Raw genomic sequence first — 15,763 nt, forward strand, 5'->3', positions numbered from 1 at the left:
GGCCCTTTTTTAAGCTTAAGAACTAGTGCACCGTCAGCATGCCACTAGAAACCATTTGCGAATACAGGGCATCGCGCAGCTCTTGGGGCATATCGACAAAGTCCAGATTCCCGTACAGAAACACCTCTTCTAAATCTATTTCGATCACTTGGGTATCAGGCGCTACCTCAGCTTGAGGTTTGGCATCGTCTAATCCAGAGGCTTTTATAATTTTATATATGGTTTTACCGTCTTTCTTTTCCATCTTGGCCTCACTTACTACATAGAACTATTCACACAGTATACGCCCATAAGGCAAAAGCCAAACGCTATAAAGCAAAAGACCGGGCAATACCCGGTCTTTTTAGTTACAAAATAAAGAGCCTGACTTATTTTGTTTCTAACGATGAAGCCACTTGTGCTTCAAAGTATTCGCGAGTCAATTTGAATACAACTGGGCTCAATAGCGCCAGAGCAATCAAGTTTGGAATAGCCATCATCGCGTTAAGTGTATCTGCTAGTAGCCATACGAAATCCAAGCTGATCAGCGTGCCTAAAGGTACAGCAATGATCCATAGGATGCGGAAAGGCATAATTACTTTCACACCAAATAGGTATTCAGCACAACGCTCGCCATAAACACTCCAACCTAGGATTGTAGTGAAAGCAAAGATCGCTAGAGAGATAGCAACAATGTAGTTACCTACACCCGGTAACGCATCAGCGAAAGCGGCAGATGTTAGTGCTGCACCTGATACACCGTCAGTCCATACACCAGAAGTAATGATAACCAAACCAGTAATAGAGCAGATGATAATTGTATCTAGGAATGTACCTAGCATTGCGATTAGACCCTGACGAACTGGATCCTTAGTTTGAGATGCAGCGTGAGCAATCGGAGCAGAACCAAGACCGGCTTCGTTAGAGAATACACCACGTGCCACACCGAACTGGATCGCAGCCCAAACAGCAGCACCAGCGAAACCACCTTCAGCAGCATGTTCAGTAAATGCATAAGTAAAGATAAGATCTAGAGCAGCAGGGATCGCATCAACGTTAATTGTTAGAACAACTAGACCTGCAACAAGGTAGCTGATTGCCATCAATGGAACCAAAGCACCCGCAACCGCACCGATACGCTTAATACCACCTAGCAATACAGCTGCAGTAAGTACCATCAGGATTACACCAGTTACCCATGCTGGCATCTGGAAGTTTGCTTCTAGAACATCAGCAACAGAGTTAGATTGAACTGTGTTACCAATACCGAAGCCTGCGATCGTACCGAAAACCGCGAAAGTTGTACCCATCCACGCCCATTTTTTACCTAGGCCATTTTTGATGTAGTACATTGGACCACCAACGTGGTTGCCATTCTCATCAACCTCACGGTATTTAACCGCCAATACAGCCTCAGAGAACTTAGTCGCCATACCTACTAGTGCAGTACACCACATCCAGAACAGAGCACCTGGACCACCTAGGAATACAGCTGTAGCAACACCGGCAATATTACCAGTACCTACCGTTGCAGACATTGCTGTCATCAAGGCTTGGAAAGGTGAGATTTCACCGGAGCCTTTTTCAGATTCAGCCGTATTTCGGCCGCTCCACATTAATTTAAAACCAGTGCCCAATTTCAAAATTGGCATTAGTCTCAAACCTAGCTGTAGGAACAAACCTACACCTAAAATTAGTACCAGCATCATTGGACCCCAAACGATGCCGTTAACCGCACTTATAAATCCGGTCAATGCTTCCATTATGATTCCTCTATATTGTTTTTTTCTTCGAGGGAAAAATAACTGCTCTGTTATTTTTTAATTTTCAGATAGCTAATTCCTAAGGGTTTAACCCTAAAGGTTTCAGCCACATCTTAAACACAGCAATCTGCTCTTTTTCTCTTCGTAGCGAGACGGGGCTTAGTGTGCTCGCCTGGCTCTTTGACATAGAGGGGATGCCTGAACATCTGGCTATATATCAAACAACCTTATCCTGCCAAGGGTAAGTAGCCCAGCAGCCCCCACCTCTTTGCTACGAATAGAATTGCGCATTACGATATGCTAAATAAGCCAGAAAATGGCTTTGAATTAAAAAAATAAACAGTGGTATCAACTACGAATTTCTAAATTAGCAGTGAAATAAACTATTTAAGAGGTAGATAGGGTTATTGAGGCCATAAAGCCCGAGAAACAAGAAGAAAAAAGGTGCAAACCAGAGCCCTGATTTTGCACCTTCTATAGAGGGTTACGAAAAACTAAACTTACCGATTAACATTAAACTTAATAGGCAGCTCAAGCGTTTCACGCACCTCTTCCATCACAATGTAGCTCTTAGAGTTCTTAACCCCTGGCAGAGTCAAAAGCATATCCCCTAAAAGCGCACGATATTCGGACATATCGTTTATACGTGCCTTTAACAGGTAGTCTGCATCACCCGAAACTAAGTGGCACTCCAATATATAAGGCAGCTCTTCAACCGCCTTATTAAACGTCTGGAATGCATCTGGTGTTTGATATGAGAGAGATATCTCTACAAATACCAACATATTGTATTCAAGCAACTGTGGGTTTAAGCGGGCATAGTATCCTTCTATATACCCTTCTTTTTCCAATCGCTTCACACGCTCTATGCAGGGTGTCGAACTTAAGCCGACTTTCTCTGCAAGATCAACGTAACTAATTCGCCCATCGTTTTGCAAAGTACGCAAAATGCTTACATCTAAGCGATCTAGCGTACGCTTCTTACTATTTGTCATGCATTGATATCCACTATGAAAGTAAAATATGCAGGTTATTATTCTGTATTATAGCCAAACTTTAGCGCCTTACACTGACAAAAACCAAATAAACTAGTGTTTTCTCATTAACATAAAAAATACGAAAATGAGGTCACATTATGCAGGTACTGGTTTTAGGTGCAGGAGTGGTTGGCGTAACGAGCGCTTGGTATTTAGCCAAGGCTGGCCATAAGGTAACTATAATCGATCGACAGGTCGATGTCGCGTTAGAAACAAGCTACGCCAACGCTGGCCAGATCTCTCCTGGTTACTCTGCTCCTTGGGCCGGACCCGGTATTCCCCTAAAAGCTATTAAGTGGCTAATGCAAGATTTAGCGCCATTTATGATCAGCGGACGCGACGTTGATACGCAAACTCTCGCGTGGATGACCAAAATGTTATCCAACTGCACAGAAAGCGCTTACCACACTAATAAAGCCCGCATGGTTCGCCTAGCTGAATACAGCCGTGATTGCTTTATCGATCTGCGCAATGAATTAAATATAGACTACGATCAGCGCACTAAAGGTACCTTGCAAGTGTTTAGAACTGATAAACAGATGCAAGATGCCCAGAAAGATATCTCTGTTCTAGAAGAGAGCGGCGTAGATTTCCAAAGCTTAGATCGCGATGGCTGTATCGAATATGAACCTGCACTTGCTAACGTAAAAGAGAAGATCGTAGGTGGCCTTCGCTTACCAGGTGATGAAACTGGCGATTGTTTCAAGTTCACCAACGCCTTAGCTGATGAGTGTAAAAAGATGGGTGTCGAATTCATTATGAAAACCGACATTCTGAATATAAACACTGAAGGCGATCAGGTTGTAAGCGTTTCCACTTCGCGCGGCACCATGACAGCCGATTCTTATCTTGTTGCACTAGGTAGCTATTCTACCCCTGTACTTTCTAAGATCGGTCTAAAAGTACCTGTGTACCCAATTAAAGGCTACTCACTAACACTGCCGATTATTGATGAAAGCAAAGCGCCAACATCTACAGTGATGGATGAGACTTATAAAGTTGCGGTGACACGTTTTGATGATCGTATTCGTGTTGGCGGTACTGCCGAGATCGCGTCCTATAACAAAGAGCTGGAAGAGAAGCGTAAAGCTAATGTTGAGTTCGTTGTTAACGATCTCTTCCCTGGCGGCGGTTGCACAGAGAATGCTGAGTTCTGGACGGGCTTACGTCCAATGACACCGGACGGCACACCAATTTTAGGTGAGACTCAATTTGAGAACCTATTCCTTAATACAGGTCACGGCACACTAGGTTGGACCATGTCGCTAGGCTCGGGCAAATACGTGTCTGACATCATCAGCAACACCGCTCCAGATATTGACAAAGAAGGCCTATCGCTAGCGCGCTACGCCTAAATACTGATCACCCTATAACAACTATTTTCGGAGAACCGGCTAATCCCACTGTCCGGTATCTCCTTTTTTATTACAGGCTCTTTTCTTTAAAGGAAACGAACATGCAAAAAGTTATTATCTCCACAGACAAAGCACCTGCAGCGATTGGCACTTATTCACAAGCAGTTAAAGCGGGTAACACTGTTTATATCTCTGGTCAGATTCCATTAAACCCAGCAACAATGGAGATGGTGACCAAGTCATTTGAAAGCCAAGCAGTTCAGGTTTTCGAAAACCTTAAAGCTGTTGCTGAAGCTGCAGGCGGTAACTTAAACGACTTCGTAAAGATCACTGTTTTACTTTCCGACCTAGAATATTTCGCGCAAGTTAATGAAATCATGGCGAAATACTTTGAAGCCCCTTATCCTGCTCGCGCAGCTTATGCAGTAAAAGCGTTACCAAAAGACGCTGACATAGAAATTGAAGCTGTTATGGTTGTATAAAACCAACCAAACAAAACTATCTGAACCAACAGTCCGGAGTGAGTATGGCTAGAGCAGCCACAGCAACCATTAACTTAGATGCTATTCGACACAACTATCGCTTAGCTAAATCTGCCGCCCCCGATCAGGGAGCATTAGCCATTATCAAGGCTGATGCCTACGGTCACGGCGCAGTTAAAGTTGCACAGGCCCTAGAAGATGAAGCCGATGGTTTTGGTGTTGCTTGTATCGAAGAAGCAGTAGAGCTTCGCGAAGCGGGCATCAACAAACCAATCCTTTTGTTAGAAGGCTTCTTCTCAGCCGATGAACTGAACTATATCTCTGATAAAGAGCTATGGTGCGCTATTCATAGCGTGGAACAGATCGATATTCTGGCTAAAGCTGATATAGAGAAACCTATTAGCGCTTGGCTAAAAATGGATAGTGGCATGCACCGCTTAGGTGTTAAGCCAGAAGATTACGCTGCTGCGTTTGAAAAACTGTCTCAGCTAGATCAGGTCAAAGAGGTAGTTCTGATGAGCCACTTCTCATCTGCTGACGAGCCTGAGCTTTCAGCCACCAATGAGCAGATCCAACGCTTTGATGTAGTAGCCGCGACTTTAGATGCAGCTGTTAGCCTAGCAAACTCAGCAGGCACACTCGCGCATGAAGATGCCCGCAGAGATTGGCAACGTCCTGGCATTATGCTGTACGGTGCAACGCCATTTGCTGAGTCACAACCACTGGCCGATCAACTGCAACCAGCGATGACCCTGAGTTCTGAAGTGATTGCTGTGCGTGAACTTGAGGTGGGCGAACCCGTTGGCTACAGCCAAACTTGGAGATGCAGCCGCCCGAGTAAGATCGGCACAGTTGCCATCGGTTATGCCGATGGCTATCCGCGTCATGCTAAAAGCGGCACTCCGGTTTTGGTCGACGGCCATAAAACACAGATCGTTGGTCGTGTGTCGATGGACATGCTGGCAGTAGATCTGACGGATATCCCAACAGCTAATGTTGGCAGCCACGTGGAACTGTGGGGAGAGAACCTTCCTGCGACTGAGATAGCCAAGTGCAGCGACACTATCCCTTACACCCTATTTACCGGCATTACCCGCCGCGTACATAAGAAATATATTTGAGAACACAATGAGTATTGAACGTATTGAATCTACTGATCGCATGAGCCGCATTGTTAAGCACAACGGCACTGTTTACCTTTGCGGTCAAACTGCTGGCGAAGCACAGTGGGACATTGCAGAACAAACACAGCGCTGCCTAGATAAGGTTGATGACCTACTTGCTAAAGCTGGCAGCAGCCGTAATCAGATCCTTTCTGTAACCGTTTATATCCGCGATATGAAAGACTTCGCAGCAATGAACACTGTATGGGATGCATGGGTTGCTGACGTAGAAAAACCAGCACGTGCATGTGTTGAAGCGCGCATGGCCCGACCAGAAATTTTAGTAGAGCTATCTGTTACAGCGGCTTACTGATTAAAAAAGGGGATCAAATGATCCCCAATATTCGCCAGAAAACTCTACTCCAGCTGCTACTTTCTTATTTTACGATCTACTTAACTGCTATCTATAACCCCCCTTGGGTTAACTTGGCTGGATCGAGTAATTTCTGTAACTCTTCCACCGATAGATCGGTGTTTTCTGCCGCAACTTCAACAACAGGTCGTCCCTCTTTATAAGCTTGCTTAGCAATCTCAGCCGCCTTCATATAGCCAATAATTGGATTTAGGGCTGTCACCAAGATTGGGTTACGAGACAGTGCATGATTTAGCTGGTCCTCATTCACCTTAAAGCTCGCAATAGCTTTATCCGCTAGCAGGCGACTTACGTTGCTTAGCAGCTTGATGCTGTTGAGCAAGTTGCTCGCCACTAGAGGCAACATCACGTTCAACTCAAAATTGCCCGACTGGCCTGCTACGGTAATAGCAGCATCGTTACCAATTACCTGAGCTGACACCATTGCTGCTGCTTCTGGAATAACGGGATTCACTTTACCCGGCATGATGGAAGAACCAGGCTGAAGCGCTTCCAATTCGATTTCACCTAGACCGGCTAGCGGGCCAGAGTTCATCCATCGTAGGTCATTGGCGATTTTCATCACAGAGACAGCCGTCGCTTTCAGTTGACCAGACAGTGCAACCGCGACATCTTGTGAGGCAATATGTGCAAAGAAATCATCTGCAGGGGTAAACTCCAAACCGGTAAGCTGGCTTAGCTCTGCATTAAAGTTTTTAGCAAACTCAGGATGGGCATTAATACCTGTACCTACGGCGGTGCCGCCCTGTGCAAGGCTTTGCAAAGCTGGCTGAATCTGTTTTAGGTGATGGATATTTTGCTTAATTTGAGTCGCCCAACCGTTGAGCGGTTGACTCATCCGAACCGGCATCGCATCCATTAGGTGAGTACGCCCCGTCTTCACAAAACCATCCACGGCTGCAGCTTTATCCTCAATCACTTTCTGTAGATATTCCAACGCTGGTAACAGCTGCTCTGATAGCTCAACTGCAGCACTGATATGAATACTGGATGGGATAATGTCGTTACTACTTTGACCACAGTTGATGTGATCATTTGCACCGACATTGTCGCCATAAATATCAGACGCAATTGCAGCCAATACTTCGTTAGCATTCATATTGGAGCTTGTACCAGAACCTGTCTGGAACACATCTACCGGGAAGTGACGCATCAGGTCATATTCTTTCAACAATTGCTCAACCGCTTGAGCAATCGCACTACCCATCTTCTCTGGAATTTGATCTAGTGTGACATTGGCTTTTGCTGCCGCAGCTTTAGCTTGCAACAAAGCACGAATAAATGCCTCTGGCATCGGCTGTCCACTCACAGGAAAGTTATTCACCGCACGCTGCGTTTGGGCTGCATATAAAGCATCAACAGGCACTTCTAGCTCACCCATACTGTCTTTAGCTACACGTGTCTTACTCATCTTATTTATCCTTATTTTTCCTGACTGTGGTTAACGGCTTAGACCTGACTGTACGTAATGACAGGTCATGTTCAGCTCATACTTAAGCTTGCCCATCTTGATTATTTGCAAACAGCCGCGCCAATTGGCCAAGGGGCTTATTGATGTTATCTAGGCAGCAACAACGCCAATAACTCGGTATGAGTTCGTCCGCCACCGTATCTAACAATAGACGGAACTGGCGTTCATAATGCTGCTTCAGCGATTCCACACTCTTCTGCCGACATGTATCTATATCCAAGTAATGACTGATCAAACTTGGATTATCCGGTTCTTTTGCAAAACGTATCTGCTTCTGGACATGTTGCAGATATTCGTTAATTGGCGAATCAAACTGAGCCGTTTGCGACATAAAAACAATCAAATCTAAATGATAACCACTATCACTATACATTAGATTTAATTCATCGCAAGACGGATTCAACAATAAACTAAAGAAAATAAGATTAAAAATGATTCTCAATAATATATTATGTTATGACATAACATTTAAGAGGTGAGCAAAAATGAAAAAAGGTATCCACCCTGATTACGACTACGTTATCTTCCGCGACACCAGCTGTGGCAAAGATTTTCGTATCCGCTCAACCGTAAAATCATCTCAAACCGTTGTTTGGGAAGATGGCAATACATACCCTTTTGTCACACTAGATATCTCCAGTGCATCGCACCCTGTGAATTGCCCCTAGTTTGCTAGACATCTCTCAGCCATAGAAAATGGCTTTAAAAGAGGTGCTTATGAGCAACAAACGTTTCGGCAAACACGCTCGCTAAGTGAATGAGGTCTTCTCATGCAAGTATTAAGCTCTTTAAAAACAGCTAAAAACCGTCACCCTGACTGTCAGGTGGTAAAGCGTCGCGGCAAGCTTTACGTGATCTGTAAATCAAACCCGCGCTTCAAAGCCCGCCAAGGCAGCGCAAAAAAGAAACGCTAACCTCGAGTTAGCGTTTCTTGTGTATATAGGTCTACCTAACTATCTTTTTAAGGAACCCCTTAAAAAATAGATAGTTAAATGATCGTTCGCTGTGCGCTTGTATTAACGGCCCTGCTTTTATCTTGCCATCTCACATAAGTAATGCACAAAGCAACTGTGCTAACATCCTGCATCAACAAAGATCTTTTCGTTTTAAGTTTACTGTAATTGATAAACAGTCGATCCATTCATCACAACTGCTTTATAGACTTGGGTTCCACATTCAAAAAACATCGAGTTACCCAACGTTTTAGATATACAGCCAGCTGGCAAAGTATTTAAAATTCCTGCAGGTTGCACAACTACGTAACTGACTTGGCCTGGTACTTGCTGATACAGAACACCGTTACAGTTTTGGTAAGCTATACCTGATATAACCTGCGTATAACAACCACCCGGCAAAACTGTAACCTGCTTTGCATCTCTTGCCTCATCACGACGATCCATTCTGCGTGCTGTTCTTCGAGCAGCCTGACGAGCGTCATCATTATCCTCCCAATCAGCCCGAGCAGATCCATCTAGATTCACCCCATCAACCTTAGCATCTACCACAGGTAACGCCGCGGTAAACACAGTAGCTGTCAGAGCAATTACAAGATAACTTTTGATGTTCATGACCTTTCTCCAACTCAGTAAATGATTAAGTTGGAAAAATGATAAGCCGAGCAATTGAATTGCGATATACCGGAAAGTGCATACTAGAGTCAGCAAGGCTGGCTGCATCTTGATAACTATGGAAAACTATTGATCTTCAAGTAAGCCAGCTACCAGAAGTAAACGCATCAACTGAGCAACACTTCTCACGCCCAATTTATGCATTACTCTGGAACGATGGATCTCAACTGTACCCTGAGCAATTCCAAGATCGATGGCAATCACTTTATTAGCACAACCTTGGGCGACAAAGTGCATTATCTCTGTTTCTCTTGTGGTCAACGAATCTAAGCGCTGCTGGACTAAGGACTTCTCAGCAAGCTCTTCTCTAGATTGTTGATCACTTAAAATTGCCTGTTCAATTTTCTCTAGCAACTTCGCTTCACGGAAAGGCTTTTCAAGAAAATCCAAAGCGCCTTTTTGAATGCACTCAACCGCCATTTCAACATCACCATGACCAGTAATGAAGATTATCGGGATTAAAGCCTTTCGCTTAATCAATTCATCTTGTAGAGCTAATCCGCTCATACCTGGCATTCGAATATCTAAGATTAAACAACCCGGTTGTTCAGCATTAAAAGCTTCTAGAAAACTAGTGGCATCGATAAAGTCTCGCACCTCATAGCCATCAGATTCAGCCATCATGCGAATCATATCCCTAAGCGTGGAATCATCATCGACTACAAAAACAGTACCTTTCTGATTTTCTGTCATGGCGCTTACTCAACGTCCTTTTCTTCAACAATGGGTAGACGGATAATAAATTCCGCCCCTTTTGGTAGATGGTTCGTGGCAGTTAACTTACCTTTCGCAGCTTCGATTAAGTTTCTACAAATAACTAGCCCCAATCCCAAACCATTTTCCTTCGTAGTTCTGAAAGGTTCAAATAAGTGCGCTTGCATTTCGGTATCAAAACCGGGGCCATTATCGAGTACGGATAAGCAGATATGCCCACCCTCCTTATACATATTCAACTCAATTCGAGCATCCGCTTGATGTTCTAACACCTCTACAGCATTGTTAATCAGGTTTACCAACACTTGCTGCATCTGGGTACGACTCATTTTAATCCGAGCCGTTTCTATCCCATTAAATTCCAGATCCACACCAGCTTGCAACGCTCGGTGGGACATAATATCCATACTTTCTTGGATAACGTCCGCGAAATTAATGACCTCTTCTTTTACAGCCTCACGACGGATAAAAGACCGTGTACGCTGAATAATTTTGGCAGATCGTTCTGCTTCATCGCCAATTTTAGTAAGGCATTCAAATAATTTGGGATCTGCATTCTCCTGCTTACTTAAGCGCAAGGCGATATCAGAGTATCCCATAATGCCAGCGAGCGGTTGATTCAGCTCATGGGCTAGCCCTGTAGCAAGCTGCCCCATAGTACCTACTCGCTCTAGATGCACAATTTGGCTTTCAGCTTCCTGTCTTTGATTAATCTCATGAAGCCTAGCTTTGTTTTCCTCTTCTATACGATGGATCAACTGGTTAAATGCATCAGCGAGTTCATCTAACTCATCCTCTTGTTCATTCTGAGTTCGATCTAGATGTAAAACAGGTTGATCAGCACCCTCTTCCTGCTGCTTCATAAAGTTGATCATTCTCAATAAGTGTTGACCTACTAGGCTACGAAAAAGGATAAACATAAAGAAAACAACAAATGCTGTTTTAAAACCATTTTTGATAAGAATAATATAGAGTTGACCAAGCATATGGCTGAAGATTGCGTCGATACTAACAACTAGCTCTATAGTCCCAAGTTGTTTCTCTTCACGCTGGATATTTATGGGGTAGGTTCTTGAATTTATAGATTCATTGGCAACATAATCCAAGCGTTCCCCATCAGCCAAATGCAGTTTATTAGCATCAACAAATTCTAACTGATTGATCCCTTGAAGCAGCTTATGCAGTTGCGCCCTATCTTCTTTCCATATTGATTCTGCAATCGCTGGAGACATGGTTGTTTCAATAAATTGCGGCACTTGATCTAACTTACGAGTCAATTGACGAAATTCAAAACCAAACTGAATAACCGTGAGAATTAATGTCACCAAGGAGCTAAACAGTACCACTCGTAGGACAAGCTTTCGGCCCAATTTATATTGAAAAAATCCCATTTCTGAATTCTTTACCACGACTTTAACTCTACTTGTGCAAATCCCATATGGGTATATGCATATTTTCGGTTTAGACCCTATTTCCTACTATAAAAATAACTATTAAACCTAGGATCAGTCTTGTGAAAATAGCATTGTCTACCCAGCAGATAGCCCCTGTCTATCCCAGCAAACCCGTACACACCGAGAACAGGCGCATTGGTATTCCAGAAAACAGAGAGAATACGGAATTCAAGGAAGTTTTACTGAAAGCTCATCAAATAACACAAGGAAAAGAACTTGTGGAGATATATCGGCATGTCACCGAACGGGCATCGGCACTGCATAACGGTGAGACAAAACCAAGCGAGTTAGAGATTTACTAGTATGATGGCAGGCGCGAACTAAATATCAGACATCATTCAGCCGCGCATAGTTTACATATTACAGTCTAATGGAGAGTTGGAGGCTCTTTAGGCTCATCTGGAACGATGATATGACCACTGCTATCAAGTACTAATACACCATGCTCCACACCTAGCTCCAACATCTGCTGCAGCATCATTTGAGTAAGGTGAGCACTAATGATCAAGCCCGCAGGTGGATCACCTTCGAATAGATCTTCATCTATGAGATCTTCGGGTCTCAGTCCTAATAAAAGTGGGTTCTCAGCAACCAGTGGCGCTATCTCTTCAGGAGCAAACACAGAGTAATCAGATGAAATATCTAGCGCTTGCTGATAAGCATCTTTATTACGGGAGTTTTCCTGCAATGCATCTAAGAATGCGGATTCCGCTGCCGAAAAAATGCCGGAGAGTTTACTAGCACCACCTAATGCGATATTACGAGTAGCCACCTCAGAAGTACTGTAATCAACATCGATTGAGTATTGAGAGTCTTGATTCAACTCTTCCTCATCAACCAAGACATTGCCCTCTTCATCAATATCAAGCCACTCTCTTTCGACAGCAACAGCTAATAACCCTTCTAAAGCTGCAGCTAAAATATTGCAGCAAATAATAACTCCGACAGATGGATTTTCACTTTCTTGGCGGTTCATGATCAGATCACCTGCTCGTGCAGCAAGTAAAGTCGGATCTTGTTCAATAATCTCAGCAAGCCTATCCGCTTCAATAAATAGAACCTCATGACACAAACGTTCTGCTGTTAGATAAGGTTCTGAACAACCATTTGCCTGCATTCGTGCCACATATTCTGCACGCACATCTTCCAGCAAGGCTGTCAGTAATCCACTCATAAGGCACCTAATTTATAAATTAATTTGCAAGATTAGCATTTAACACTAAGGTTACTATGACAATGGTCGATTGTTACTAAGGAAGCAACAAAAAAACTTAAGGAAATCAAAAAATGCGCGCATGGAAACAGGGCTCAGACAAACCGATCGAAGAGGAAGAAGGCAGTATCTATATTTTGTCGGACAATTAGAGCCAAGAACGCAGCCTGTCATATTGGGTAGTTATCGACAGGCTTTCTTCTAGTGAAGCGTCATACCTATAGGTGAAACACCTTTCTTAAGCTCATCAAAACGCTCACGCAGATCAACCAGTTTAGTTAAACCATAATCCTCTGGTGACTTTGGCAGTTCGAACCAATCCAATGCCCAGACGCGCGTCATTAGCTCATACTCACCAATCAATGCATCTAGGTAGATCATAACGGCTTCAACCCGTGGATCCATATCCAGCACTTTTGGCGCATCTTCCAGATAGATCTCTAAATGAAGACGCTTTTCTACGATCACTATGCGGAACCAAAAATCTGAAAGTTCACAGAACTCATCGCCAATATTGATCGTAAGCGGCACAGGGTCATAGCGATTATTAAACGCTTTAAACTCAATACCTGTAAGGTCTGGAGCAGCACCAATCAGGCTCAACACTGACTGAATGGACTCAGGAAAGCCATCGCAACCGAATACCATTTCGATCGCCCCATCCTGATCTTCATCACTTTGAAAATGGAACGTAAGGTTACGATCAATTTTTTGCAACTGCTCACGATACTGAGTTAAAAGCGGCTCAGCATCAAAACGGTCATCACTACGACTGGATAGCAGCTGCTCAATTGTATCCTGCAGCTGTTCCCAGAACGAGCTTATCTGTTTTCGATCTAAAATCATTAGCGAGGGTGCTTATTACTTCGTGCGGTAAATCTTAAGTACGTGGTACGACCACACCTGTTTGACCTTGATATTTACCATCACGGTCTTTGTAGGATGTTTCGCAGACTTCATCACCCTGCAGGAATAGCATCTGAGCGACGCCTTCATTAGCATAAATTTTTGCAGGTAATGGCGTAGTATTCGAAAACTCAAGAGTAACGTGCCCTTCCCACTCAGGCTCTAAAGGTGTGACATTAACAATGATGCCACAACGCGCATAAGTACTTTTGCCTAGGCAAATAGTTAATACATCACGCGGGATTTTGAAATACTCAACAGTACGCGCTAGTGCGAAAGAATTTGGTGGAATAATACAAACATCCGATTGGATATCGACAAAGCTACCTTCATCAAAATCTTTAGGATCAACTATGGATGAATTTATGTTAGTGAAAACCTTAAATTCATTTGCACAACGAACATCATAACCATAACTGGAAGTACCATAAGATACGATGCGTGAGCCATCCACTTCGCGAACCTGACCAGGCTCAAAAGGTGAAATCATATCTTTCTCTTCCGCCATGCGACGAATCCAGCTATCTGCTTTAATGCCCATTTTAGCTTTCCATCTGAGTGATAATTTCGAGCCGGTAATTGTACCTTTTTTACGCATAAGGGACAAAAAAAACGGCCTCAGTTGAGACCGTTTTTGATTGAAGGGGGATTCAATTCATTTCTGTACATTCTTTCGGCAACTTCAGTTGAGAAGATTAGCGGTCTTCTCATATTGCTCAGCTAACCAAAATTCAGCTGCTGTTTGCCCTTCATCACGCAGAGTATTCGCCTGACGGCGAAGTTCTGCGGCCATCTCACGCCGAGTTAAAGCGGAAGGTTTGGGCTTCATCATTTTTATATTTGCGGTTGCTCTATAATCCATCGTTCATCCCTTTACTTATTTTTATAGTGTTCATTATTTATACAGCTTGAACTTTTAATTGTAGACCTCTTTTCTGAATCCACCCAAATAAATGTCTAAAATTTGATCAGAATCAATTTATAGATCGAGCATGAAAACGGTGTTACAGGACAAAACTAAAAAGAAAGGTAGAAACAAATAAAGCCCTATAAAGGGCTTTATTAAAGAGTCAAAACAGCGATCAGCTATTTATTAGTCATCTTCAACGATAATGGAAGGCACGCGGATATCATTATCTGCGTTATGCTTTGCAAGTCTCGCTGCTAAAGTACGTGCAACCGTACGATAAATCTGCGCGTGTTCACCTTCTGGATCTTCAGCAACCGTTGGCGCACCTGAGTCAGCTTGTTGACGAATCGTAAGTGCTAGCGGTAGCTTCCCTAATAATTCTGTTTCGTACAGTTCAGCAATCTCAGCACCACCACCATCACCAAAAATAGCTTCTGCATGACCGCATTGGCTACAAATATGAGTACTCATATTTTCTACAATACCCAATACGTTGATATCAACTTTACGGAACATCTCGATACCTTTTTTGGCATCAAGCAGAGCGATATCCTGTGGTGTTGTAACAATCACTGCACCAGAAACAGGTACCTTTTGAGACAGCGTTAATTGAATATCACCGGTACCCGGTGGCATATCAATAAATAGATAATCAAGATCCTGCCAACGTGTCTGTGTTAGCAATTGCTGTAATGCACCAGCAGCCATCGGACCACGCCACACCATAGCAGTATTATCTTCAATCAGATAACTCATCGACATAGATTGAAGGCCATGAGCTTCTACAGGGTTAAATGTTTTTTCATCATAAGGCTGCGGGCGAACGCCTTCAGCAACACCGAGCATCATACCCTGACTAGGGCCATAGATATCCGCATCCAAAACACCTACTTTAGCTCCCTCTGCCGCCATTGCTAGCGCCAAGTTAACCGTAGTCGTTGATTTACCAACACCACCTTTACCTGAAGCGACCGCAATAACGTTTTTGACGCCTTCCATAACTGGAATGCTGTTTTGGCTAGGGCTCGCCGAAATATTGTGACCCACAGTAATATCGCATTTATCTAAGCCATCAATCTCTAACAGTTTAGCCTGCAGATCCGCTTGTAATTTCGAAGCAACACCTTTGGATGGGTAGCTTAATACTAACTCTACGCTAGCTGTTGACCCTTCTGCCTTGATTGCCTTTACAAAACCAGCAGATACCAGATCGGTTGCTGCAACTTCATCCTGAAACTGACTTAAAACTTGGTTAATTTGCGCTTCAATATTTGACACTTTTATACCGCCTAAAAATTTCTACTTAACTCGGAAT

The 15,763-nt window shown here is 43.5% G+C and carries 20 protein-coding genes; 7 read left to right on the top strand and 13 right to left on the bottom strand.

The window, feature by feature from the left end:
• Positions 1 to 22: 22 nt before the first annotated feature.
• The 3 genes from ACMXYO_RS12050 to ACMXYO_RS12060 all read right to left on the bottom strand — a co-directional run bounded on the left by ACMXYO_RS12050 (position 23) and on the right by ACMXYO_RS12060 (position 2,737).
• Positions 23 to 244 carry a hypothetical protein gene (locus tag ACMXYO_RS12050; protein ID WP_415883857.1) on the bottom strand — a complete coding sequence of 74 codons (222 nt, stop codon included), beginning with the start codon at positions 242 to 244 and terminating at the stop codon, positions 23 to 25.
• A 124-nt stretch (positions 245 to 368) separates the two neighbouring features.
• A complete protein-coding gene (locus ACMXYO_RS12055) occupies positions 369 to 1,742 on the bottom strand; it encodes an alanine/glycine:cation symporter family protein (RefSeq protein ID WP_415885351.1) in 1,374 nt (457 codons plus the stop codon).
• A 500-nt stretch (positions 1,743 to 2,242) separates the two neighbouring features.
• A complete protein-coding gene (locus ACMXYO_RS12060; protein WP_415885352.1) occupies positions 2,243 to 2,737 on the bottom strand; it encodes an Lrp/AsnC ligand binding domain-containing protein in 495 nt (164 codons plus the stop codon).
• A 140-nt stretch (positions 2,738 to 2,877) separates the two neighbouring features.
• On the opposite strand from ACMXYO_RS12060, the gene ACMXYO_RS12065 reads away from it, so the two are divergent.
• From ACMXYO_RS12065 to ACMXYO_RS12080, 4 genes are all read left to right on the top strand, one after another.
• Entirely contained in the window at positions 2,878 to 4,134 is a 1,257-nt protein-coding gene (locus tag ACMXYO_RS12065) for a D-amino acid dehydrogenase (protein ID WP_415885353.1), read from the top strand.
• 101 nt (positions 4,135 to 4,235) lie between these two features.
• A complete protein-coding gene (locus tag ACMXYO_RS12070; protein ID WP_415885354.1) occupies positions 4,236 to 4,616 on the top strand; it encodes a Rid family detoxifying hydrolase in 381 nt (126 codons plus the stop codon).
• Positions 4,617 to 4,660: 44 nt separating this feature from the next.
• Positions 4,661 to 5,737, top strand: a complete 1,077-nt coding sequence (alr, locus tag ACMXYO_RS12075) for an alanine racemase (RefSeq protein WP_415885355.1) — start codon at positions 4,661 to 4,663, stop codon at positions 5,735 to 5,737.
• A 7-nt stretch (positions 5,738 to 5,744) separates the two neighbouring features.
• Positions 5,745 to 6,092, top strand: a complete 348-nt coding sequence (locus tag ACMXYO_RS12080) for a RidA family protein (RefSeq protein ID WP_415885356.1) — start codon at positions 5,745 to 5,747, stop codon at positions 6,090 to 6,092.
• Positions 6,093 to 6,183: 91 nt separating this feature from the next.
• Here ACMXYO_RS12080 and ACMXYO_RS12085 read toward each other — a convergent pair whose 3' ends face one another.
• Together ACMXYO_RS12085 and ACMXYO_RS12090 are read right to left on the bottom strand one after the other, a co-directional pair.
• The gene (locus ACMXYO_RS12085) at positions 6,184 to 7,563 is read right to left on the bottom strand and encodes a class II fumarate hydratase (RefSeq protein ID WP_415885357.1); all 1,380 of its coding nucleotides are present in this window, start codon (positions 7,561 to 7,563) and stop codon (positions 6,184 to 6,186) included.
• Positions 7,564 to 7,645: 82 nt separating this feature from the next.
• Positions 7,646 to 7,996 (bottom strand): hypothetical protein, encoded by a 351-nt coding sequence (locus tag ACMXYO_RS12090; protein WP_415885358.1) that lies wholly within the window; start codon positions 7,994 to 7,996, stop codon positions 7,646 to 7,648.
• Between the two features lie 112 nt (positions 7,997 to 8,108).
• On the opposite strand from ACMXYO_RS12090, the gene ACMXYO_RS12095 reads away from it, so the two are divergent.
• A complete protein-coding gene (locus ACMXYO_RS12095; protein WP_415885359.1) occupies positions 8,109 to 8,291 on the top strand; it encodes a type B 50S ribosomal protein L31 in 183 nt (60 codons plus the stop codon).
• Between the two features lie 102 nt (positions 8,292 to 8,393).
• Entirely contained in the window at positions 8,394 to 8,537 is a 144-nt protein-coding gene (ykgO, locus tag ACMXYO_RS12100; RefSeq protein WP_415885360.1) for a type B 50S ribosomal protein L36, read from the top strand.
• A gap of 198 nt (positions 8,538 to 8,735) precedes the next feature.
• Here the strand turns inward: ykgO and ACMXYO_RS12105 are convergent, their stop codons facing one another.
• The 3 genes from ACMXYO_RS12105 to ACMXYO_RS12115 form a co-directional block, all read right to left on the bottom strand.
• Entirely contained in the window at positions 8,736 to 9,191 is a 456-nt protein-coding gene (locus ACMXYO_RS12105; RefSeq protein ID WP_415885361.1) for a DUF6515 family protein, read from the bottom strand.
• 126 nt (positions 9,192 to 9,317) lie between these two features.
• Positions 9,318 to 9,944 (bottom strand): response regulator transcription factor, encoded by a 627-nt coding sequence (locus ACMXYO_RS12110; RefSeq protein WP_415885362.1) that lies wholly within the window; start codon positions 9,942 to 9,944, stop codon positions 9,318 to 9,320.
• Between the two features lie 5 nt (positions 9,945 to 9,949).
• On the bottom strand, positions 9,950 to 11,356 hold the full coding sequence (locus ACMXYO_RS12115; protein WP_415885363.1) for an ATP-binding protein: 1,407 nt from the start codon (positions 11,354 to 11,356) through the stop codon (positions 9,950 to 9,952).
• A gap of 122 nt (positions 11,357 to 11,478) precedes the next feature.
• Here ACMXYO_RS12115 and ACMXYO_RS12120 point away from each other — a divergent pair, with 122 nt between their 5' ends.
• Positions 11,479 to 11,721: a hypothetical protein gene (locus ACMXYO_RS12120; RefSeq protein ID WP_415885364.1), complete on the top strand. Its 243-nt coding sequence runs from the start codon at positions 11,479 to 11,481 to the stop codon at positions 11,719 to 11,721.
• A 65-nt stretch (positions 11,722 to 11,786) separates the two neighbouring features.
• Here ACMXYO_RS12120 and ACMXYO_RS12125 read toward each other — a convergent pair whose 3' ends face one another.
• From ACMXYO_RS12125 to apbC, 5 genes are all read right to left on the bottom strand, one after another.
• Positions 11,787 to 12,593 (bottom strand): hypothetical protein, encoded by an 807-nt coding sequence (locus ACMXYO_RS12125; protein WP_415885365.1) that lies wholly within the window; start codon positions 12,591 to 12,593, stop codon positions 11,787 to 11,789.
• Positions 12,594 to 12,833: 240 nt separating this feature from the next.
• The gene (locus ACMXYO_RS12130; protein WP_415885366.1) at positions 12,834 to 13,478 is read right to left on the bottom strand and encodes a hypothetical protein; all 645 of its coding nucleotides are present in this window, start codon (positions 13,476 to 13,478) and stop codon (positions 12,834 to 12,836) included.
• Positions 13,479 to 13,512: 34 nt separating this feature from the next.
• Positions 13,513 to 14,079, bottom strand: coding sequence for a dCTP deaminase (dcd, locus tag ACMXYO_RS12135; RefSeq protein ID WP_415885367.1), 567 nt, complete (start codon positions 14,077 to 14,079; stop codon positions 13,513 to 13,515).
• Positions 14,080 to 14,220: 141 nt separating this feature from the next.
• On the bottom strand, positions 14,221 to 14,400 hold the full coding sequence (locus tag ACMXYO_RS12140) for a hypothetical protein (RefSeq protein ID WP_415881890.1): 180 nt from the start codon (positions 14,398 to 14,400) through the stop codon (positions 14,221 to 14,223).
• 231 nt (positions 14,401 to 14,631) lie between these two features.
• Positions 14,632 to 15,726 carry an iron-sulfur cluster carrier protein ApbC gene (apbC, locus tag ACMXYO_RS12145; protein ID WP_415885368.1) on the bottom strand — a complete coding sequence of 365 codons (1,095 nt, stop codon included), beginning with the start codon at positions 15,724 to 15,726 and terminating at the stop codon, positions 14,632 to 14,634.
• Between the last annotated feature and the right edge of the window lie 37 nt (positions 15,727 to 15,763).

The organism is Neptuniibacter sp. QD37_6 (genome assembly GCF_047778085.1).
Taxonomy (GTDB): Bacteria; Pseudomonadota; Gammaproteobacteria; order Pseudomonadales; family Balneatricaceae; genus Neptuniibacter.